The organism is Chitinophaga oryziterrae (genome assembly GCF_009758125.1).
Taxonomy (GTDB): domain Bacteria; phylum Bacteroidota; class Bacteroidia; order Chitinophagales; family Chitinophagaceae; genus Chitinophaga; species Chitinophaga oryziterrae.
The window spans coordinates 1,554,416-1,574,606 of record NZ_WRXO01000001.1 but is presented as its reverse complement, the minus strand read 5'-3'; the positions used below and the strand labels follow the sequence as shown (position 1 = coordinate 1,574,606).

Annotated in this window: 18 protein-coding genes; 4 read left to right on the top strand and 14 right to left on the bottom strand. The window is 39.2% G+C overall.

Annotated features, from left to right (window positions below; genetic code table 11):
* The 5 genes from GO495_RS06460 to GO495_RS06440 all read right to left on the bottom strand — a co-directional run bounded on the left by GO495_RS06460 (position 1) and on the right by GO495_RS06440 (position 4,122).
* A complete protein-coding gene (locus GO495_RS06460; RefSeq protein ID WP_157298842.1) occupies positions 1 to 1,005 on the bottom strand; it encodes a hypothetical protein in 1,005 nt (334 codons plus the stop codon).
* On the bottom strand, positions 983 to 1,492 hold the full coding sequence (locus GO495_RS06455; protein WP_157298841.1) for a P-loop nucleotide/nucleoside kinase family protein: 510 nt from the start codon (positions 1,490 to 1,492) through the stop codon (positions 983 to 985). Before GO495_RS06455 ends, GO495_RS06460 begins: the two co-directional genes overlap by 23 nt.
* Positions 1,493 to 1,500: 8 nt before the next feature.
* Positions 1,501 to 2,148: a hypothetical protein gene (locus tag GO495_RS06450; protein WP_157298840.1), complete on the bottom strand. Its 648-nt coding sequence runs from the start codon at positions 2,146 to 2,148 to the stop codon at positions 1,501 to 1,503.
* An 89-nt stretch (positions 2,149 to 2,237) separates the two neighbouring features.
* Positions 2,238 to 2,873, bottom strand: a complete 636-nt coding sequence (locus GO495_RS06445) for a nitroreductase (RefSeq protein ID WP_157298839.1) — start codon at positions 2,871 to 2,873, stop codon at positions 2,238 to 2,240.
* A gap of 202 nt (positions 2,874 to 3,075) precedes the next feature.
* Positions 3,076 to 4,122, bottom strand: a complete 1,047-nt coding sequence (locus tag GO495_RS06440; RefSeq protein WP_157298838.1) for a zinc-dependent alcohol dehydrogenase family protein — start codon at positions 4,120 to 4,122, stop codon at positions 3,076 to 3,078.
* A gap of 245 nt (positions 4,123 to 4,367) precedes the next feature.
* Here GO495_RS06440 and GO495_RS06435 point away from each other — a divergent pair, with 245 nt between their 5' ends.
* Complete coding sequence (locus GO495_RS06435) at positions 4,368 to 5,786, top strand: lipopolysaccharide biosynthesis protein (RefSeq protein ID WP_157298837.1); 1,419 nt, start codon at positions 4,368 to 4,370, stop codon at positions 5,784 to 5,786.
* Here the strand turns inward: GO495_RS06435 and GO495_RS06430 are convergent.
* The 4 genes from GO495_RS06430 to GO495_RS06415 form a co-directional block, all read right to left on the bottom strand.
* Positions 5,752 to 6,846 carry a glycosyltransferase gene (locus GO495_RS06430; RefSeq protein ID WP_157298836.1) on the bottom strand — a complete coding sequence of 365 codons (1,095 nt, stop codon included), beginning with the start codon at positions 6,844 to 6,846 and terminating at the stop codon, positions 5,752 to 5,754. The two genes, GO495_RS06435 and GO495_RS06430, sit on opposite strands and share 35 nt — an antisense overlap.
* On the bottom strand, positions 6,821 to 7,618 hold the full coding sequence (locus tag GO495_RS06425; RefSeq protein ID WP_157298835.1) for a hypothetical protein: 798 nt from the start codon (positions 7,616 to 7,618) through the stop codon (positions 6,821 to 6,823). Before GO495_RS06425 ends, GO495_RS06430 begins: the two co-directional genes overlap by 26 nt.
* Before the next feature lie 519 nt (positions 7,619 to 8,137).
* A complete protein-coding gene (locus GO495_RS06420; protein WP_157298834.1) occupies positions 8,138 to 8,827 on the bottom strand; it encodes an RloB family protein in 690 nt (229 codons plus the stop codon).
* A complete protein-coding gene (locus GO495_RS06415; protein ID WP_157298833.1) occupies positions 8,814 to 10,085 on the bottom strand; it encodes an AAA family ATPase in 1,272 nt (423 codons plus the stop codon). Before GO495_RS06415 ends, GO495_RS06420 begins: the two co-directional genes overlap by 14 nt.
* A gap of 1,087 nt (positions 10,086 to 11,172) precedes the next feature.
* Between GO495_RS06415 and GO495_RS06410 the strand changes: the two genes are divergently transcribed.
* Genes GO495_RS06410 through GO495_RS06400 form a run of 3 tightly spaced genes read left to right on the top strand, consistent with a single transcriptional unit; the run spans position 11,173 to position 14,797 of the window.
* Positions 11,173 to 12,309, top strand: a complete 1,137-nt coding sequence (locus GO495_RS06410) for an ABC-three component system protein (protein ID WP_157298832.1) — start codon at positions 11,173 to 11,175, stop codon at positions 12,307 to 12,309.
* Between the two features lie 2 nt (positions 12,310 to 12,311).
* A complete protein-coding gene (locus GO495_RS06405; protein WP_157298831.1) occupies positions 12,312 to 12,815 on the top strand; it encodes a three component ABC system middle component in 504 nt (167 codons plus the stop codon).
* Positions 12,815 to 14,797: a DUF3732 domain-containing protein gene (locus tag GO495_RS06400; RefSeq protein ID WP_157298830.1), complete on the top strand. Its 1,983-nt coding sequence runs from the start codon at positions 12,815 to 12,817 to the stop codon at positions 14,795 to 14,797. The genes GO495_RS06405 and GO495_RS06400 overlap by 1 nt, the downstream gene beginning before the upstream one ends.
* A gap of 75 nt (positions 14,798 to 14,872) precedes the next feature.
* Here the strand turns inward: GO495_RS06400 and GO495_RS06395 are convergent, their stop codons facing one another.
* The 5 genes from GO495_RS06395 to GO495_RS06375 all read right to left on the bottom strand — a co-directional run bounded on the left by GO495_RS06395 (position 14,873) and on the right by GO495_RS06375 (position 19,768).
* Positions 14,873 to 15,109, bottom strand: coding sequence for a hypothetical protein (locus GO495_RS06395; RefSeq protein WP_157298829.1), 237 nt, complete (start codon positions 15,107 to 15,109; stop codon positions 14,873 to 14,875).
* An 11-nt stretch (positions 15,110 to 15,120) separates the two neighbouring features.
* Positions 15,121 to 15,765, bottom strand: a complete 645-nt coding sequence (locus tag GO495_RS06390; RefSeq protein ID WP_157298828.1) for a hypothetical protein — start codon at positions 15,763 to 15,765, stop codon at positions 15,121 to 15,123.
* A gap of 19 nt (positions 15,766 to 15,784) precedes the next feature.
* A complete protein-coding gene (locus GO495_RS06385; RefSeq protein ID WP_157298827.1) occupies positions 15,785 to 17,998 on the bottom strand; it encodes a TonB-dependent receptor in 2,214 nt (737 codons plus the stop codon).
* Positions 17,999 to 18,080: 82 nt separating this feature from the next.
* The gene (locus GO495_RS06380) at positions 18,081 to 18,773 is read right to left on the bottom strand and encodes a LytR/AlgR family response regulator transcription factor (RefSeq protein ID WP_157298826.1); all 693 of its coding nucleotides are present in this window, start codon (positions 18,771 to 18,773) and stop codon (positions 18,081 to 18,083) included.
* Positions 18,770 to 19,768: a sensor histidine kinase gene (locus tag GO495_RS06375; protein ID WP_157298825.1), complete on the bottom strand. Its 999-nt coding sequence runs from the start codon at positions 19,766 to 19,768 to the stop codon at positions 18,770 to 18,772. The genes GO495_RS06380 and GO495_RS06375 overlap by 4 nt, the downstream gene beginning before the upstream one ends.
* Positions 19,769 to 20,191: the final 423 nt, after the last annotated feature.

Below are 20,191 nucleotides of genomic sequence, written 5' to 3'. Positions count from 1 at the left end.
TCATACCGGGAGCAACATCTTTTGGTAGCCCGCTACCATGCTGAGGTATTTGTTCACCTCCGCCAGGGCTGATTCCCTTGCGGCATGATTGTCGGTGCTTCGTGCTCTAAGGCTATTGACCTTTGCCCGGATATTGGCCCGGTAACTTTTATAATAAAGAAAAAGTTTCCAGTCTGCATTAGACGTTATGGCAGGAAAGAAATTACTATAGTAGCGAAAAAACAGATCAGCCAATTCCGGCTTACCAAATGCATCCAGGTCCATGCAAAGAAAGGCGACCTCGTTCAGCACATCGATCTGACGGTATTCATCATTGAATTCTATACAGTCAAAGGGCTGAGGGTCTGGTAATAAGAAAATATTCCTGGTATGCAGATCCCCATGGCAGTCCCGGTAAAACCCTTTTTTGAGGCGGAGGGCAAAGAGATCTTTATGCTTTTCAATAAATGCATCAGACGATTCAATAGCTTCATCAAGGATAGCCCTGTTCTCTGCATCTAAATATCCCCTTTCATTTTTTAAATCATTAAATTCATCCCTTATCTGCAGAACATCTTTTTTATAAATGACCCCGGTATTTTTGTGAAATGTGGCTATCTTTTTTGCCAGGTCCCGGATGTCGGAATCTATGACCTTATTCTTCATCAACAATACGTCCATTTGCCTGCTGCTATCCAGTTTTCGCATTCTCACGGCATAATCAATTATCTCACCATTCTGATTGCCGATATAAAATCTTCCTGAGATTTCCCTTATGGGCTGCACATCGAGGTACATGTTACTGGTAAGCCTTCTATTCAGTTCAATCTCTTTTTCACAATAGTATTTCCGCTTTTCCAATGTAGAGAAGTCAAGAAAAGAATAAGTGATCGGCTTTTTAATTTTATATACGAACTGGTCACATAAGAATACCCAGGAAATATGTGTTTCAACAAGGTCCGGCCTACTGATTTGTTCCGGAAACTCCCCTTCCGAATGCAATTTAGCAATCTGTTCTTTTGTCATTTCTCAACTTTAGGTAATCAACAGCTTTGTGCAGCATGTCTTCTATGTTATTATCAGAAGACACCAGTTTCAACTGATGCTCCTGCAAAGGTTCCCATTGTTCTTTGATGAGTTTATATACTTCAAAATCAGCCTCACTGTCTACTCTTTTTTGTTTTAATCTCTCCTTTATGACAGCCTCTTCGGCTACAATTTCAATGAAAACAATATCTCCGTCCTTAGCTTCATCGGTGAATCTTTTGCGTATATCATTTGCATAGAATGTAGCATCCAGTACCAGGTCTTTATTTTGTACTATCGCCTGTCGCATTAATTTCAACATTTCATCATACACAGATGATTTCTCCTTTTCTGAATAGGACCTGGTGGGGAACAGACTTTTTCTTATCCGGTCGCTGTTAATGTAATCTGCATGGATTAACCTGGAAAGCCGGGAAGCAAAGTAACTTTTCCCGGAACCAGGTAACCCCGATACGATAATAATCATAATTAACATTAAGGAATGATCACCCTCCTGACCATCATATCATTTACAATATTTTTTGCATAATCTCTTGCCATTCCCTCAGTAGGATTCCGGCTGAATGCTTTTGATTGCCCTGACCACAAAAGTTCTCCTGTATCCACCTTATAAAGATTGCTTTCCAGCAGCACTTCCACATCAGTGACCATATAACCGGGTTCGGCATAATAGCCCCATACCCTGTAATAATACCCGTAAAATCCACGGTAGAAACCTACAGGGCCATAATATAAATTACCGGGTTGCCAGCGGTCATGTTCATCAACATTCAGCACCCGGACTGTGATCACGCCATCGAAATGCTTGTCCTGCAACTGCCCGCGCATTTTGAGCGAATCATTTATTTTGGCAAAATCGGGTCCGAACTCATCGAGACTTGTGGCAGCAGTAAACCCATTTTTCTGTAATTCGGCCTTTATATTATCTTCCCCCAGCTTTCTCTTTTCCAAATCTTTGCCGATCGCCATTACCAGTATTTTTGAAAACCTTACAGGCTGCACATTCTTATCGTTCCAGGATGAAGTCAGATGCACGGAAGGGCCGCAGGAATTGAACAGATGCAGCGAAATCATCAATAACAGCGACAGCATTGCGAACGCAACTTTATTATTCTTTTTCATCGTTACTCAATTTATTTTTATAAAATGAATGGAATTTAATTGTCACTCCAAAACTGTCACGGCTACTTTGTTCTCACTACACAGATTTTTTAATCAATAAATAAACGATTATCCCTGCTCCTTTTATGCACTTCCGGCGATTCATCACCATAACCCATGATAATAGCCAACTGTACTTCTTCGGTAGGCCGTACATGTAGCCTGGAAAAAATCTTAGTCTTTTCCACATATTTCCCAAAGCCGACGGGACAAGTATCCAGTCCCAGGGATTTCGCGGCCAGCATCATATTCTGCGCACACATACCAACATCCAGGGAAGCCCATTCATTATCCCGTGGAGAAGTAACGAATATGACCACCGGAGCTCCGTAAAAGACAGGGTCTTTTATAGCGTGAAGATCGATCCCATGTGGAAGATGCAAAAGACCATAAGCAGCCTTGAATATCTGGGCAAAACCGGATATACCGGTTTTCAGCAAGCCTTTCATCACTACCCCGCTCATCTCCCGGGAGAATAAGTGTATGGTCTCTTTATTTGTAAGGACATAAAATTGCCAGGGCTGCTTATTCATCGCCGAAGGAGCCATTCGCCCTGCATCCAATATCTGCTCGACCAGGTTTATGTCCACTGGTCTGTCTTTATATTTTCTGACGGCGCGCCGTTCGTAAATGATCTTTAAGGTTTCCGTCATTGTCCTGGGTTCGTCTGCAATGCCTGTGTTCATAATAAGCTAATTAAAGAGTTAAGATTTAGTAGTGGTCATTTGAGGATTTCTGGGGAATCCATTTAATTTCATTGTATAAAGCTATTTTCAAATCTTTCTTCCGGCAATGATACTAATCAACTTAGCAATTGATTAGTATCACGAAAAAAGTAAATAACTAGAATGGAAAAGTTTATTGGACATTGAAGGTGTAAAATGGTTCTCAGGCAGTGTCATTGGACAAAATCACTTTCAATGACTTCTCTTTTTCCGCATGTCCGAAAGTTTCATATGCCTCTAATATCTCTGTTAACCTGAATCTGTGTGTAATCAATAACAAGGGATCGAGTTTTTTGGATATAACTGTCTTTAACAACAATGGTGTTGTAACCGTATCTACCAATCTTGTGGTAATCGTGATGTTCTTTGACCACAGACTTTCCAGATGCAGGTTAACGGATTTCCCATGTACGCCTACATTGGCGATGTGCCCGCCTGCTGCAATAATTGCCTGACATATTTCAAATGTAGCGGGAATACCCACCGCTTCAATAGCGGTATCTACACACTTGTTGCCAGTAATCGCCATTATTTCTTCAACGATATTTTGTCCGGTGCTGTTGATCGTATGTGTTGCCCCGAATTTTTTAGATACCTGCAACCGGTTGTTATCAAGGTCTATCATTATAATAGCAGCCGGTGAATAGAATTGTGCGGTCAGGAGGCTGGCCAGTCCTATTGGCCCTGCTCCTACAATGGCAACGGTATCGCCTGGTTTTACCTGTCCGTTCAGCACTCCGCATTCATAACCGGTAGGAAGTATATCGCTTAGCATTACAAGCGCTTCCTCATTTGCTCCCTCAGGTATATGATAAAGGCTGGTGTCTGCATAAGGTATCCTGACGTATTCTGCCTGTGTACCATCTATCAGATGGCCCAGTATCCAACCGCCGTTCTCACAATGGGAATACATCCCTTTACGGCAATATTCACACTTTCCGCAGGAAGTGATACAGGATATCAGTACATGGTCCCCTATTTTGAAATTAGCCACATTGCTTCCGGTCGCTTCAATGACACCTACGCCCTCGTGTCCGAGAATGCGGCCATCAGTCACTTCCGGTACATCCCCTTTGAGAATATGAAGGTCCGTACCACAAATCGTTGTCTTGAGTATTTTTACAATGGCATCTGTAGGGGCGATAATTTCCGGTTTGGGCTTTTCTTCGAATGACTTCTTACCGGGCCCATGATATACTAATGCTTTCATAGCTTTTTATGCCAAGTTAAGTCAGGTCCGGCATCAGGAAAATGACGAGGGGGAATAAAAGCAATGATCCTTATCAGTCTGTATGCAGCGTGTTCTGCTGTCTCAAAGCAGCTCTTTTCCCAGGTCGTGACACTTTATTTCCATATCTATCCGGCATATAAATACCTTCTATTTTAGCGGGAAAATAGTATGAGAAAAAACATTATATTCGGGCGGAAGCTGATAAGCATTTCAGTATATAGAAGATGTCAATCAATCAAAAGTTAATACGGGACACATTACTTTATGCAACAGGGCCAATTTTAAGTAAAGTTATTTCCATTTTAATAATCCCCTATTATTCCTTCATTCTGGCAAAAAATGACCTGGGATATTATGATCTGGTTTTAACCAGTAGCCAATTAATAATGGCTATTATCACTTTAAAAATTTCAGATGGCTTGTACAGATGGCTGATGGAAAGCAAAGGTGACCGGAATAAACAGATATCTGCCGTGAGCAACAGCGTTGCTGTAATAATAGCCGCTGCCTTGCTTATTGGGGTTATTAATTATGCTATTCCCATCAGTAATTCGCTTATATACAGGAACCTGATTTGTGTGTTTATTATCACTTCTATGCTACTGGGCTATTTACAGCAATTTTTGCGGGGGCTGGGTTTAATTAAAATGTATACTTATCTTTCTATTCTGAACGGTATACTCCTCTTATTTTTCAATGTTATATTATTAGCACTGCTGCATCTCAATCTTCAGGGCATTCTGCTTTCATTGATCTTTTCCAATACAGTTTGTATATTTTATATTCTCTTCCGGATCAATTTTTTCAGTTTTATAAAAATAGAAGGTTTTAACGGTCCTGCATTAAAGGAAATGATTCTCTACTCCGCTCCCCTGGTATATAATGCAATCAGTTGGTGGCTGATGGGAGGATTTGACAGATATATTATTGCAGGATTCCTGGGGTTGGAAGCGAACGGCATTTATGCCATTGCTGTAAAATTCTCCAGTGTTATCATTTTAGTAAACTCATTTTTCATACCCGCCTGGCAGGACCTTGTTTTAAAAAAGAATGATTTAAACAGTTTGCAAACACGGTTCAACAAGATGCTCAATTATTATATTGGTTTATTATTAAGCCTGACAATTGTCTTTTCATCCCTTTCAAAAATCCTTGTAACATATTTAATTGAGGCCAGGTATTATGATGCATGGAAGTATATCCCGATTTTATTAGTTGGTGGATCTCTTCTTGCTTTAACCTCATTCATGGGTTCTTTATTTGTTCTCGCAAAAAATACTTATAATATATTTATCACTTCTCTGTTAGGCAGTATTATAAATATCCTGATAAGTCTTTTACTCATTACCCGTGCAAACCTTTACGGGCCTTGCCTGGGCATAGTAAGCGGATTTCTTGCGATCTTTCTGGTACGATACGCTTATTTTAAAAAACGGATCCCACTTCAAATTAATATTCGTCCCATACTTGGTTTAATGGTCATCTTTTCTTTTATCACCGGTTGTTTATATTTCGGGAATCCACCTCTTTATTATTTATCTATCCTGGTATCTCTGGTAACTTTTTTACTGTTTAACCGGAAACCGGGTATTGAAATACTATATACTATCAGAGCAATTTTCCTAAAGAGCCGAAACGGATAATCCCATGCGATATCTTTTTAGCAATCCTTCCCAGTTTTAATATCCCTCTCACCGGTAATGTGAGACGTAATTTTATTTGAGCTCTGGACCACCAGCTACCAACAGTATCCGGCATACCTCTTATCCCCTGCTTATAGTCCTTTACCGTTTGAGCATATAATTGTACAAGTTGTTCCATCACATTTGGGCAGGAAGCCTGCTCTCTGATCCATTCAGCATTCAGGCGGTTATTATCTCCATTGAACTTATTGATTTCCTCAATGATCAGTTTTTCATCGAAAGACCGTGTGAGCGTTTTCATACCAAAATTGAACTTCCGCAGATAATTCAGATTTGAAGGTGCCACCATCTCGCCAAGTCCACGAAAATCGCACAAAACAACTGCTGCTCCGGTAGATAATGCCTCCATTGCAGCTTTTGCCTTTGCGAAAACCAGGTCGTACTTTAATAACATCTCCTCCGGATGCTTTACATAGTTTCCTGTTCCGGACCCTATAACATCCAGGGCTAATCCGTACTGTTTACAAGCACTGACAATCACCTGGTAATGATTATCCTCTTTTGCATAATTACTGAATACCAAAGCAGTGGAAGGCCGGGATGCAAATTCTGTCCTTAGTTTAAACCGGTCAGTGTTTACCCAGTTATAAATTACACCTGTATATTTTTCAGGTATTTTTGCTTCAATGAGCAATCTTTCCAGACAATTATAGTCTACCGCAATATATTTTAAGATCCGGGAGCTTTTGATAGGAATATCATAAAAATAGCGTCTATCATGCACAAAAAGAATTACTGGTGTATTTTTAAACCGGTGTAGCGCTTGAATCGCTAACAGATTATGATGAGCATGAATAATATCAGGTATGTTTTTCAGATGGTGGAGATTATCTGTTACATTAATACCATTATTTATCAGTTCCCTCCCTGTATCACCAATAATATGCGTGTATACCTCAACATTATATCCTTTCTTCTTTAATTCAACCGCCAGTTCAAATACATATACTACAGTACCGCTTCGCAGCCCTAATTCAATGTTTGTTATAAGTATGTTCATTACCTGCTGTTTCAGCGTATAAATTTGTAGAAAGATGATGAATTAATGGTAATAGATGTTCCTGAAATGAAATTACTTTTTTATAAACACCACTATTTACCTTTTCTATGGCATATTTTTCATAAAACGGGATTCCATCTCCCCAGGATGAAAAAATATCCGGCCTTACTACTTTTCTTAAGCACTCTGTCATAAACGGTGCGCTGCCATATGCCTGAATAGCAGACTGCAGCTCATATGCAAGCTCCGCATATCCTTCTGCGGCTTTACGTTTACGATTGAAACTATCCTCATCCAGCCGGACCACTAATGATGCATCTTCCTCACTCATTAATCCATCTAACAGAAACTCAAGATTCAACATCTGTATTCCATCGTTTGCTTCTTTAAGCGCAATAGTCAGATTGATTAAGTAACGGCAAAGGTCATGCGTAGGATTAAACCCTTCTACGGCATCCCCGGCAACGACCTGAATGTTATTCTCCTGAAAATCCGATAATATTTTCAGACCTAAGACAGTCAATGATGCATAGTCTTTTTCCAAAATAATACGGTATATCTCTTTATCTGTATAATATCCCATTATTGGAGAAATACTTGCCCCACACTCCTCAAGAATATTAATTGTATTATGCAATCTGGAACTGCCTGCTGACCCCGAACCATCTGTTAATACATATACCCTTGGCTTATATAATTCTACAAAACGAAATACCCTTAGCTCATGTCCCGGATGCGCTATTATAAGGGCGATATTCTCTAGTTGCCGCATAATTGGAGTTACAAATGGCCGGAAAGATAATATATTACCCAAACATTACATGGTAAAATAAAAAATATTTATTCTTAGTATGCGGTATAGGCTGGAAATGGTCATTAAAGTAGTGCCTGACATTTTCGTAGAGGTGAATACGGCATAATTTTTTTTTGAGGGTGAGAAAATTAGTTAGAATAATAATATCAAAAATCGTCTTTTAGTATCAGAAAATCGTTAACTACAAGTTAACGGTTTTCTGATTTTTGACTAAACTCACAACTATTTACCCGAAGCTTTACATAAAATGCCATCAGATGGCCAGGTGTGATTGGTTTAGAATTCTTCTTTGAACATATTAATGTGATATTGCCTGGCAATAAAAGCAACACTTTTTTATGCCGCTCTGACGTAGAGTTACTGTTCGATTTAATAATGCGAATTATCACGTCTTACTGCATCTATAATTTCGTCTGAGTTACAAGGCGGTTTGTAAAATAAAAGAAGTCATGCACCTATTTGTATGGCTTCTGTATTTTAGTTCTTTGTATTCTCCAAATATTTCAATAGTCGCTCAACTAAAATATAAATTCTTGTGTAAGGACTTGCAGCGGCGGCGTTCTTTCCATTATGAAGCGCTTCTAACCTCTTACCACGTACGATCGCTCTTTTTACGTCACCTTCTTTATGTATGCGCTCGCAAACTGTCGGCTCACTCTTCGAATAGTTAGTATTTAACAGTTTAGAAAGCCTTTCGAAATATACTTTTCTGCCTATTGCCGATTCGAGGTCAGCAAAATGAAGAAGATACCAAAGTTCAAAGCATTCATTAGAATGACCACTTTCTATTCCTTCTTTATTGGCAAAACTTATCGCAATCTCGTAGTCTTTATCCGTAAAATCATCTTTGTCAAAAAGTGCCCATACTTCATTATAATTGGGCATGTGAGTATTCTTTTGGCGCAGCTCACGCAGTTCTACTGCTTTTCTCACAACAGCAATAGTATCCTTACTATGTCCTTTCGTTTCAATACTTACAATTTTAGGGGGCAGCAAGCTAGCCAAATATTTAAAGTAGAGGATTTCGGTTTCTGTTCCCTGACTTACGACCAGAAAATATTGCTTGTCTGGTTTAGTTCCTACAGCGGGTACAGTTGGTTTCGAGGCAGTAAGATTCTCCAAAAAACCTTTAAAATCGCTTTTTTCTTTGCTCTTATTCTTCGTCATTCATCAGAAAATTTTCGAGGTTTTCAATGAAAGGGATGCCACCATACTTCCCTTCAAGATAATTTTTAGCTAAAGGAGTTTCTTTTCTGGCGCTTTTATATTCAACTAAATTAACAACTTTTGTAGAAGAAAAATTATCTTTTTCAACTATGTAAATCTGATCTCTTCTCAGCAAATCATTGTCCATTACAGAAGCATCATGACAGACTGCGAAAAGCTGAGCACCACTTTTAACGATTTCCGAATTGAACAATTTAATAATTGCCTTCGTGAGCAAAGTATGAAAACGCGCATCTATTTCATCAATAATTACAAGGTGACCATTCTTTATAGCATACAAAATAGCGCCTAACATGTTATAGAATTTTCGGGTTCCGTCTGATTCCTGGACATCCATACCAAAATCTTCTTCCCCAACAACATTACCAGCATTGTCATAAACATCATGTTTGGCTATAACTTTATCCTGAGGGCCACTGCTCGCAAGCTTATATCTAGTGCCGTCAATGACAACCGTTTGATCTCCACTTTCCTCTTTTAGAACATCAATACTTTTAATCCCAAGATCCGCGTGCTTCATCATCTGGTTTATCGCCTTTCTGTACTTTGGTGATTCGAACAGACGATTGGTTCTACTGTTTGAACTTTTATTCCTATCCAAATCATCCAATCCACGAATGGTATGAGTACCATGAAACCATCCGTAAATTTGTTTGGCAAGGGGTACATTCCATTGATCTGCCGCCGATAAGAATAATACGTTTTCACTACACTTATTTTCCAAACCTTCCGCGTTTTGAAACGTTTTGAAGTCAATCTTAAAATTCTGTTCAAGACGCAGGAAAATTGAACTTGTTGTAGTTGCTTTCACTTCTAATAACCATTCTTTCTGAATATGAGATTTGTATGCTTCAAACCCATAGCGATATTTTCTTCGATTTATTATGAATTCAGCTTCAAACAAAGATGGTTGTTTAGCCGTATCAACGTTAAGCAGAAACGCTTCAACTGCTATGCGAGAAGTGCTATGACGCAATACTGAGTTCAGGACAAGGCGGCGATATAATAAAAATGCATCCAAAATTTTAGATTTCCCACCGGCGTTAGGACCATATAATAAGACTGTCTTAAGCAAATCATCCTTACCTTTTTCAAATACATTCGATTCCTGATGTTCACTGATTGCCGTGGCTGCGAAATTTATGACTACAGGATCCTTGATTGATTTGAAATTGCCGACTTTGAAATACACAAGCATACACACTTATTTTTAGCAAATCTAGCCTAATAATAGATATATTATGTCAATAATATTGTCGTTTTCGCAGAAAACATGCAAAAAGCATACAATTTCACATTAGACTGGAAGTTAAATTATTATGGGAAACGACTATGAAGGATATTAGATGGCTGATAGTATTCTTAAACTGTTGCTTAAGCAACTTCTAAAGGAAATTACGCTTAAAAACATTTCTAATGGCTATAAGCACCAATAGATTATCGAATTTGAATCAAATGCCTTTATCTATATGGACTAGCGATTTCGGAACAAAAACAAGATGTTTAACCAACAGTAATAACTTGTTTAAAGAAGGCATGTGAACGATCGAAGCGTCTATATTTCAGCTGTCAATGCTGGTGCTAATTGAGATTATGCTTGGCTTCTTTTGCATACTATTATCCTTTCTAGAGTTTTATATATGTCGGGAATTAAGGAAAATGAAATTTTGTTGCTTGGTGGTACAAACCAAAAAACGATGCAATAGTTCCGATTTAATCTAATAGCTCCCATAACAATCCTATTCAAGAATCCAATCAAGTTTCTGATCTGTTTACCTAGTATTGCGCACAGTGAGTATTACTATAACCTAGCGCTGATTGTTCTACAGCTTGTCTGATAGGAATTGCTCCCAAAAACTCAAAGCCATGTCCTGTTGGGGTAAGGCATTGCACACCTAATCGACTAAGTACATCTAAAATATTGTCTATTGTAGTGTAGTTTAAAATGTCGAAACTCTTTTTAACCACGAAGTTTTCATTTATGATTGCCAAAACTTTTAAATATATTAAATTATATGATTCATTAGTATTGCTATCAAATTTTGATGATATGAAAGCCCCCTAATCAGTGCATCATGTCAAGGAAATCTTGATTTTCATTGTGAGCTCCGTGTTCTTATCTGTTTGTTATATATGATTTCACCAACTGTCATGACTTAAAACGTGTCTTCAACTAGCGATTTAAACAAATAAGCAATTTTTTAATAATTAATGTTAATTTAGAGCCAGCATAAGGCAATTTAATATTATAAAATTAGTAATTATAAGTAAAGCTCCAAAGATAAATGACCTCTAATGCACCAGCTCAACTTTTAGGATATGCTGTTCAATTTCCTAGAGCACTTTTGCACTTACTGAGAGGAGGACCAGGTGATACTGTCAGTGTGGAAGTCTTAGGTGATGTAGCCACGCATAAACCAAATAACTCTGTTACTTCTGAAGAAGATAAAATATCAACAGTATCCAATCCTTTAACTGACAGATCAATAGAGTTGTGGAAAACATTATATAACTGGCTCCAAGCTGTAGCGTTAAATGCAATTGACGTTAAAAAAACTAAGTTCCTTTTGTATACAAACAAGAGTGGCAGGGAAGCGATCGTAAATAGTTTTGACGAAGCAGTTACATTAAATGAAGCGAAAAAAGCAATCGCTGATGCTAAATTAGTCTTATCTGACATTAAAAATGACCATGACATATGGGTATATTTTGAGTATGTAATAAATTTTGATAACGAAATATTAGCAGAATTAATCACCAGATTTGAATTGCAAATAGACAATGGTCTGGGTTTTACTGAAATCAATTATGAATTAGATAGATTACTGATTGGTAAAAATCAATTCTGTTTTGTTTCAAATTTGCTGAATGGTTGGCTTCAGGAAGAAATCATGACAAAGATCTCACTAAAGAAGCCTGCTTTAATACCTTGGGAAGACTATCAAAAACAATTCCGAGTATGTTTTGATAGAGCCAGAAAATTGGAGCTTATTGATTTCGCCCTGCAAAATCCCCCTAATAATGTAGCTATACAGAATCAAGTCAAGATACAGCCGTATTATCTTCAGCAATTGAATCATATAAAAGTAGGTGAAGATGATATAGTAAATGCTGTATCCGATTTTTTGCGATCAAAAGTTAACCGAGATATGTGGATTGAAAATGAGATGATTGATGAAGATGTTGCTAGCGAGTTTGAATCAAGGTTAACAAATTATTGGTCTGCACAACGTAAGAGATTAGATATCACGGAAAAATCACTGGAAGAACATGAACGAGGCAAGTTGTTGTTCCTGGATTGTAAAATGCGACAGGAAGTTATCCGGGACATGACACCGCCAGCAGGAACAATAGCAGGAACCTACCACGTGTTGGTTGAAGGAAGGTCATTGGGATGGCACCCAAAATGGGAAAATCTGTAAATATGGGAGAAATATTAGAAGAAGTAAAACTTTGGAATACCCCGATAATTGGAGCATATCTTTTATGGCGTTTCAGTACAGGCTATTGTTCCACTCATCCAAGCGGAGACGCACCGGTAGGATTGTTGCATTTTATTGCTACAGCCATATTGACCAGCCCTAAATTATCTGGTCCAATTTCGAATAAGAGAGCAAACTTACAATCATATATCAGAAGCTTTGAGGATTCTAAAAACTCGGATATACTTTTAAGCATTCATGATAGGATTAAAGATAAAATGGCCTATACGATGAAAGCCATTGATATAGCGGTCTCACGGGAATTGCTATTCTGGGATTTTGAAACAGCAAAATTATATCCTAAGAACAATTTAAGAAAGGCTTCACGTGGTAATGCATTGAGAAATAGTCATGAGCAAAATGGCAATAAGGCAGAAATTTTGGGGAAATGGTTTGGTAAGCATAATCTCGCAGATATAGCACAATATTTAAAAATCGTATTTTAATGAACCTACAACTTTTACAACTCATAATTTGGCCTAAAAATAAACAGTTTCCACCTAGAAATGTAGAGTTCAAGCCAGGGATGCTAAATGTGATTACAGGTGCATCAAGAACAGGTAAATCAGCGATAATACCAATCATAGATTATTGTTTTGCATCTAGTGATTGCTATATTCCTATTGATACCATAAGAGACCATTCATCCTGGTATGGAATCGTTTTTCAGACATATCAGGAACAGGTTCTTTTAGCTCGTAGAGTTCCCGTTGGGAATCATGTCAGCAATGATTTTTATTTGCTTCGCTCTGAGCACATAAGCGTACCGATTGAGATCACAGAAAAAAATGAAACATCTGACGGCATAAAAAACTATTTAAATACGATCTCAGGGGTACCCTATTTTAGCCTTGAGGGAGACGATGAAAAGAAAGGTTTTACAGCAAGATTAGCATTCCGTGACTTAATGGCATTGGTATTTCAGACCCAAGATATTGTGGCTAACCAGAATATCTTGTTTTATAAAACCCATGCCCATGAGCATAGAGAACGTCTACGGAACTGGTTTCCGTACATTTTGGGGGCAGAAAACATCGAAACATTAAAGGCTAGACAGCGAATACTGGTTGTTGAAAAACGATTGCATCAACTGCGTAGAGAGTACGATCGAACAAAGTCTATTTCATCTGCCTGGAGGGCTAATATGGAAGGTCATTTGATTATAGCTAAAGAATATGGACTGTTGCGAGATGACATAATTAAAGATACAGATCCTGAGCTATTATTGGGAATCGCTAAAAATGTTCTACAATTAATTCCTGAACATTCTCTTACTGAATTTAAAGATATCAATTCAGCCAATAGCAATATAGCAGAATTGGAAAATCAGGAAAGGAGCATAAGCTTCCAGATCGGAGTAATCAAGAAAAGGTTATCAGACGTTAAACGTTTAAGTTCTGGATTGACAGACTATGAGAACTCTGTGAGAAGAAGAGTAGATCGACTTCAAATATCTAAATGGTTAGAAGAAGTCTCTACAAGAAGTCAAGGTTGTCCCGCTTGCGGTAACAATGACCATCCTAATAGCAGAGAAGAATTCAAAAAAATATCCTCAGTATTTTCCAAGATAGAACAAGAGTCAAAAACATTGGCAGAAGTGCCAACTTCGTTTTCACGAGAAGAACAACGACTGAACGACGAGCTAGAAATTTTGCTTGAGAATAAAAAAGATTTTCAACGCAGGTTTGATATTATTATGCAATCCAATAGTGAAGTAAGGGATGAATTTCAACGGAGAAAAAATATGTACCTGTTCCTGGGGCACATGAAAGCATCTATGGAAACTTTTGAAAGTTTAGCTGATGGAGGTGAATTACAGTTGGAAATTACAAAGCTAGAAGAAGAATATAAGACATTGCTTGGTATTGTTGATCAAAAAAATGTAGCTGCTAAAATTGAAGTTGCTACTACTCGTATCTCTCAAGGCATGCTTAATCATCTTAAAACTTTGGATGTAGAAAGTAAATATAAAGAGGCAGCTCCAAGGTTTGACACCAAAGATCTTAATATTTCAGTATTGAGCAATGATAACCATTGGCACTATTTAGGTCAAGTAGGAAGTGCATCAAACTGGGTATCCTTTCATCTTGCACTTATGTGCTCACTACAAGAATATTTCCTCAGTCAAAAGGCGTCTTGTGTGCCGAGTTTTGTGATATTCGATCAGCCAAGCCAGGTTTATTTTCCTAAACTAAAAAGAGCCGAAATAAGAGAAACTGATCCACAGTTTCTAGGAGAAGACGTAGAGGCAGTAAAAGGGATGTTTAAAACAATAGCAGACTCTATAAAAGGCAAAGAAGGTCAATGGCAAGGCCTGATTTTGGATCATGCAGATGATACTATATATGGAGAGATTGATGGTGTGTACGAAGTAGAAATATGGAGAGATGGACTTAAACTCATTCCTGAACAATGGTATAATGTGTAGTAATAGTTTACTTTCTTATGCTTAATCAGATCCTGCAGTAGGAAAGGGTCCCGATTGAAACGGGACCCTTTGGATTTAATGAGCGGGCCTGCTATTCTCCTGTTGCTGATATCTGTGACATTCATGCCTGAAAGCGAAGCGCATCAGCAGGATATTGGCAGATATAAATAATACGATGGCCAGTATTGCAGCTATTTTACTCAGGGTGGCCAGTACAGGTTGCCTGGAAAATCCCCCGAAAATATATCCGATAATGAAGATCATACAAACCGCAAACAGTATCCGTATGATGATGATAAATGCGAGTCCCATATGTTTAAGATTTATTTGGATTGATTTAAAAGTGTCATATCTTCTGTCTTCCCCCAATGAGGATGAATATCGTCAGATGCCTGTTGTAATTGAGCCAGACTTTCATTCGCCAGTTGTTTAGCCAGGTCCTTATCCCCTCCCCACATTTTTGGTGTGTAATATTTCACCCATGCCTCTACATATAAAACACGTGGGTTATGCGGGCTCAGTCCTTTTGCCAGGTCCAGGAAATGCTGGGACAACAACCCATACTTCCGGCCGTAGGTCATAGGATTGATAAATACCTTTGTACGGTAGACCATGCTCATAACAGTATACAGCTCCGACAATTCATTCTTCTGAGTAGCTGAATCCAGTAAAGACTGCGCTTTTAATGCCTGTTCTTCGCCCTGTTTACTATAAGGTTCGATTCTCTCACCATCCTCCTGGTAAAGGAACCCGATCTTTGCATTGCAGAAGGCGGCATAATAGTAGGGCAGCCAGTCTTTACCCGCAGCAGCAGCCATTGCAGAAAACTCTTTTTCCAGTGATTCATAATCTTTCACCGTTGTGGCTTTATCCAGTCTGCTTACTGCCTGCTGTAGTGCAGGTGTCTGGGCAAAAGTGCTGTAGCAGATTAGTAACAGCACTAACATGGAGATCATTGTTTTCTTCATTTGTATTGATTTTTGTTTGTTAAAGATCTTCGTTCAGGAAATCATCTGTACGGTCAATACCCAGGCTCATAAATACACCGACATAGAAACTCCGGGTAGCAGGTAAGGTAACTGGTACCTTATTGAGACCATCATAACTGTAGTTATAACCGAATACCTGTCGTGTACCCAATAAATTATTGATACCAAAAGCACATCCGGAGAAGTCCTGCCATTTCCCCTTTTTGAAAAAGCGGGTCAGGTAAAACACATGCAGGTTCATTACACTATAAGGACGGGTAGTCCCTTTGTCTGATACCTTATATTCACTCTCCGGAGTATTGTAATGAAGGTCATAATACGGCCGGCCGGCAGCGACCGCGTAAGAGACATTGACACCGGTATTGATAGCCGGAAACATCTTTTTAATGGCAATAGTTGCGGTGTGCGGCGCTGCAAAAGAAGGCCTTAGTGCATACGGATAATCGAGGAAGTTCCTTTTAGTATCCAGATAAGTATAAGTGATCCAGTAATCAAGATCTTTAATTGATTTTTTATCCCGCCAGAAAAATTCAATTCCTTTTGCATATCCATCTCCGTTATTACTGATGGCGGGGTAAGTCTTTACAAGGTTATGGTACTGCTTGTAATAGGCTTCTACCCTAAAGAACCTGTTGTTCTTTCTCTTTGTATAGTTGAGTACATAATGCGTAGCGTTCGTGAAATTCAGGTCCCTGTTCTGGTATAGTAATTCATTCAGTGGCTCCTGGTAAAAGATACCATATGCCAGATTGAACTGACCACCATCGGGTAGCCGGTAAGCAAGACTAATTCTGGGGGCTATCACCATTTTATCCAACAGGGACGAATATTCCAGCCGGGCACCCGCTTTGGCGGCCAGGTTACCGGTGAGGCGGATATCCCCTTCTGCAAAAACAGCGCTCAGTTGATCTGTCAATGATATTGCACTGTCTTTCCTCAGACCTTTATCATTAGTGTAAAAATGTTCTGCACCAACATGTATAGCCTGATTATTGGAAAAGAAATGAGTGAATACTACCCTGCCCTGTGCAAAGCAGGTATTGATAAGACTGTTGAAAGATTTATCACTGAAGGGTACAGATGGTATGGCGATCATCTTTCCTGTTGCATCCAGGAGCTGGCTGACCGTTTTATCCTGATTGTAACTGAAGCCAATACCAGCATCTATTTTCCAGTCATGAGGCAGGAGGTCCCGGTAACTAAGATTGCTATAAATATTCTTTCCTTTCAGTTGGTACTTTGTTCGTAATGTGCTGCTGTCAATATCAGGGTTAGACATACCGACATCACTGTATGACCAGTTCGTATATAGTTTCAGCATACCTGTTTTGCTGGTTTTGATCCTCAGGTTGGCATCTCCCTGCAGGTATACAGGTCCGCTGAAATAATCCGGTTGCTGCCGTATGATTGAATTGTAAAATGACTGGTTACTATAGTTCAGGTTGACGCCATAACTACTCCTGTTATTCTTTGCAAGCTGTTGCCATCCTGCTCCGATATTAGCCGGGAAAATATTGAACCTGGCAGAAGATTTATCAGGCAGGTCTACACTTTCCAGGATGAGGGCACTGCTCATTGCCTGACCGTACAATGCAGAATATCCGCCGGAACTGAACAGGATCCCTTTAAATAAGAACGGGTTAATCCGTGCATATTGGCGAAGGCCAGGTACAGCAGAATAATTGGGATTTCTAAGCAATGTACCATCCATAAATTGCTTGGTTTCATCACTGGTACCACCCCGGACAAACAAACCATCCTGTTCACCGATCTGCTGTGCTCCCGGCAGTGCACGTAGTGCCTGTGCGAGGTCTGCATTACTACCGGCTACGGTCACCGCATCCATGGGTGTTAAAGAGGCCCCCTTCGCCTTATCACTGGCATCAAATGATCCGGCACTGACATTGACTTCATTCAGGGTATGCGTATCATGTCTGAGAACAAGGTTGAGCACACTGTCCGTCATGATCTCTTTTTTAAGAGGACGATATCCTATGGAAGAGACGGTCAGGATTTTTTTTCCTGTGCCAGTTATTTCAATTCTGAAGTATCCAGCACTGTCTGTTTGTGCTCCTTTTCCATTAATGGAGACAGAGGCTGATGGAACGACCATCCCTTTATCATTTTTAATTATCCCGCTGATCGTTTGCTGCGCTTCAGCTATCCCGGACAGTAACGTTAGCAGGAAGAGCAGTACTGCATATTTTTTCATTACCTGTAGTATTTACAGGCAAAACTACAGGCAGATGAAAGCTTGTTTTTTGAAGAGTAGACAAGACGGGGAATTGATACGACTAAATATTGAGCATCCGTGTCACATTTTCTTTGTAGAATTCGCTGACGGGTATTTCCTGATTACCGATCAGGATCAGATCTCTTTTAACGGCGGTAATTTTCCGGGCAGCAACAAGGAAGGATTTATGCGTGCGTATAAAAGCCGGTGGGGGCAGTTTTTCTTCCATTGCTTTGATGGTCATTCGTGTGAGAACAGGCTTGCCGGAGGATGACAGATGTATTTTGATATAGTCTTTAAGTCCTTCGATATATGTGATGTTAGCTACTTCGATCTTTACCTGTGCATATTCCACGTATACAAAGAAGTCCTGCGGCCCTTCTCTCTCTTTATTCCGTAAGTGAAATAATTCATGTGCATGATTACAGGCTTTCAGGAACCGTTCAAAACTGAAAGGCTTTAGCAGATAGTCCACCACCTGTAGCTCGAATCCTTCCATGGCGTATTGTTCGTAGGCAGTCACCAGTATCACCATCGGAGGTTGTGGCAGTGATCTTAAGAACTGTAGTCCGTTTAACCGGGGCATCTGGATATCCAGGAAGATGAGGTCTACCGGTTCATTTTGCATCACGGCTATCGCTTCCATTGCATTTTTACATGTTCTGATAAGTTGCAGGAATGGAATCTGCCGGATATTATCTTCCAGTAGTTCCCGCACCAGCAGTTCATCATCTATGGCAATGCAACGTATCATGTAAACATCAAAGTTAAGGTAACATGAAATAAGTGATCCTCTTCCCTGATCAATAACGTATGCCTGTCTTTATATAGTAAGTCCAGGCGAGTCCTGACATTCGTTAATCCAATACCGGAGTTCTCATCTTTACTTATCGTATTTTCATGATCGAACCTGTTCGTTACATCAAAGGTAAGCCGCCCGTTCTTTACGGATAACTGAATGTTGATCTGTGCTAAGCCATGTTTGAATGCGTTTTCCACAAAGGGGATCAGTAACATGGGTTCTATGGTATAATCTCCTTCTACCTCTATTAGAGTATTTATAGCCACTTCGCTGCCAAAACGCAGCTTCTGTAATTCAATATAACTTTGCAGGTATCCGATCTCTTTTGTTACCGGTACTTTCTTTCCCTGCGTATCATATAACATATAACGCATCAGGTCCGAAAGCATGATCAGCGAAGACTCCAACTGATCTGATTTTTTCCTCGCCAGTGATACCAGGTTCGTAAGGACATTAAACAGGAAATGTGGGCTGATCTGTGACCGGAGGAATTTCAGCTCTGCAGAAAGCTGTTCTGTACGCCGTTGCGCCTGTACTTTTTCATACCTGATCTTATTGATGATCCTCCGGTAGATGATACTGATAACAAATATCCCTACCGAAGGAGCAAAGATGAATTTATAAGCGGTGACATCTTTCAATACATCCGGGAACCAGTACGCAAGTATGTGGTATTTCAACCAGAATGAAGCCATCAGCAACAGGATAGCTGTGGGAATGTACCACCACCACTTATTGATCAACCTGGGATAAAAAAAGAAGGCATTACTATAAAAAATGCCCATATGGATCAGGCCAGAGATCGTAAAGAACAATCCGGGTATAGGACCAATCTTATAATCATTAGCAGGAGTAGACACAATATATGGCAGCAACAATAATATGCTCCATATCAGTACGTGAATCCCTGCTGTAGTAAGGCCGTATTTATTGTTGAGTACTTTCATCTGCCAGGTATTACGAAAGTAGCGTTTTAAAGGTTATTTGTTTTAGAGTGTAGACAAGATGGGCGTTTGTGTATACCAGGTCCGGAAAGTCTCTATATGTAGAACATAGGTTGGAGATAGGTTGAAGATACTTTGGTCTTTTCCGAACCGACCAAAGTATGTTCAGCCTATCTCCGACCTATGTTTAAAGTATGTTCTAGATATAGAGACTCCCCGAACACTCACCGGACAAGCTCTAATTACAAGCAAAAGAAGATTCACTTCTATTTTATCCCATGATGCATAATACATATTTTACATTCATCACGATTACTGTTTTTTGAAAACAATTTTCATTTACAAAAAATATAAACGATTAAAAATCAATCAAATAGTAAAATAAATTTGAAACTCTGATTTAAATCATAAAAATTAGTGTTCCCA

Bases quoted from the DNA above. Each gene is read 5' to 3' on its own strand.
- GO495_RS06460 (WP_157298842.1), bottom strand. From the start codon at position 1,005: ATGACAAAAGAACAGATTGCTAAATTGCATTCGGAAGGGGAGTTTCCG.
- GO495_RS06455 (WP_157298841.1), bottom strand. From the start codon at position 1,492: ATGATTATTATCGTATCGGGGTTACCTGGTTCCGGGAAAAGTTACTTT.
- GO495_RS06450 (WP_157298840.1), bottom strand. From the start codon at position 2,148: ATGAAAAAGAATAATAAAGTTGCGTTCGCAATGCTGTCGCTGTTATTG.
- GO495_RS06445 (WP_157298839.1), bottom strand. From the start codon at position 2,873: ATGAACACAGGCATTGCAGACGAACCCAGGACAATGACGGAAACCTTA.
- GO495_RS06440 (WP_157298838.1), bottom strand. From the start codon at position 4,122: ATGAAAGCATTAGTATATCATGGGCCCGGTAAGAAGTCATTCGAAGAA.
- GO495_RS06435 (WP_157298837.1), top strand. From the start codon at position 4,368: ATGTCAATCAATCAAAAGTTAATACGGGACACATTACTTTATGCAACA.
- GO495_RS06430 (WP_157298836.1), bottom strand. From the start codon at position 6,846: ATGAACATACTTATAACAAACATTGAATTAGGGCTGCGAAGCGGTACT.
- GO495_RS06425 (WP_157298835.1), bottom strand. From the start codon at position 7,618: ATGCGGCAACTAGAGAATATCGCCCTTATAATAGCGCATCCGGGACAT.
- GO495_RS06420 (WP_157298834.1), bottom strand. From the start codon at position 8,827: ATGACGAAGAATAAGAGCAAAGAAAAAAGCGATTTTAAAGGTTTTTTG.
- GO495_RS06415 (WP_157298833.1), bottom strand. From the start codon at position 10,085: ATGCTTGTGTATTTCAAAGTCGGCAATTTCAAATCAATCAAGGATCCT.
- GO495_RS06410 (WP_157298832.1), top strand. From the start codon at position 11,173: ATGACCTCTAATGCACCAGCTCAACTTTTAGGATATGCTGTTCAATTT.
- GO495_RS06405 (WP_157298831.1), top strand. From the start codon at position 12,312: ATGGGAGAAATATTAGAAGAAGTAAAACTTTGGAATACCCCGATAATT.
- GO495_RS06400 (WP_157298830.1), top strand. From the start codon at position 12,815: ATGAACCTACAACTTTTACAACTCATAATTTGGCCTAAAAATAAACAG.
- GO495_RS06395 (WP_157298829.1), bottom strand. From the start codon at position 15,109: ATGGGACTCGCATTTATCATCATCATACGGATACTGTTTGCGGTTTGT.
- GO495_RS06390 (WP_157298828.1), bottom strand. From the start codon at position 15,765: ATGAAGAAAACAATGATCTCCATGTTAGTGCTGTTACTAATCTGCTAC.
- GO495_RS06385 (WP_157298827.1), bottom strand. From the start codon at position 17,998: ATGAAAAAATATGCAGTACTGCTCTTCCTGCTAACGTTACTGTCCGGG.
- GO495_RS06380 (WP_157298826.1), bottom strand. From the start codon at position 18,773: ATGATACGTTGCATTGCCATAGATGATGAACTGCTGGTGCGGGAACTA.
- GO495_RS06375 (WP_157298825.1), bottom strand. From the start codon at position 19,768: ATGAAAGTACTCAACAATAAATACGGCCTTACTACAGCAGGGATTCAC.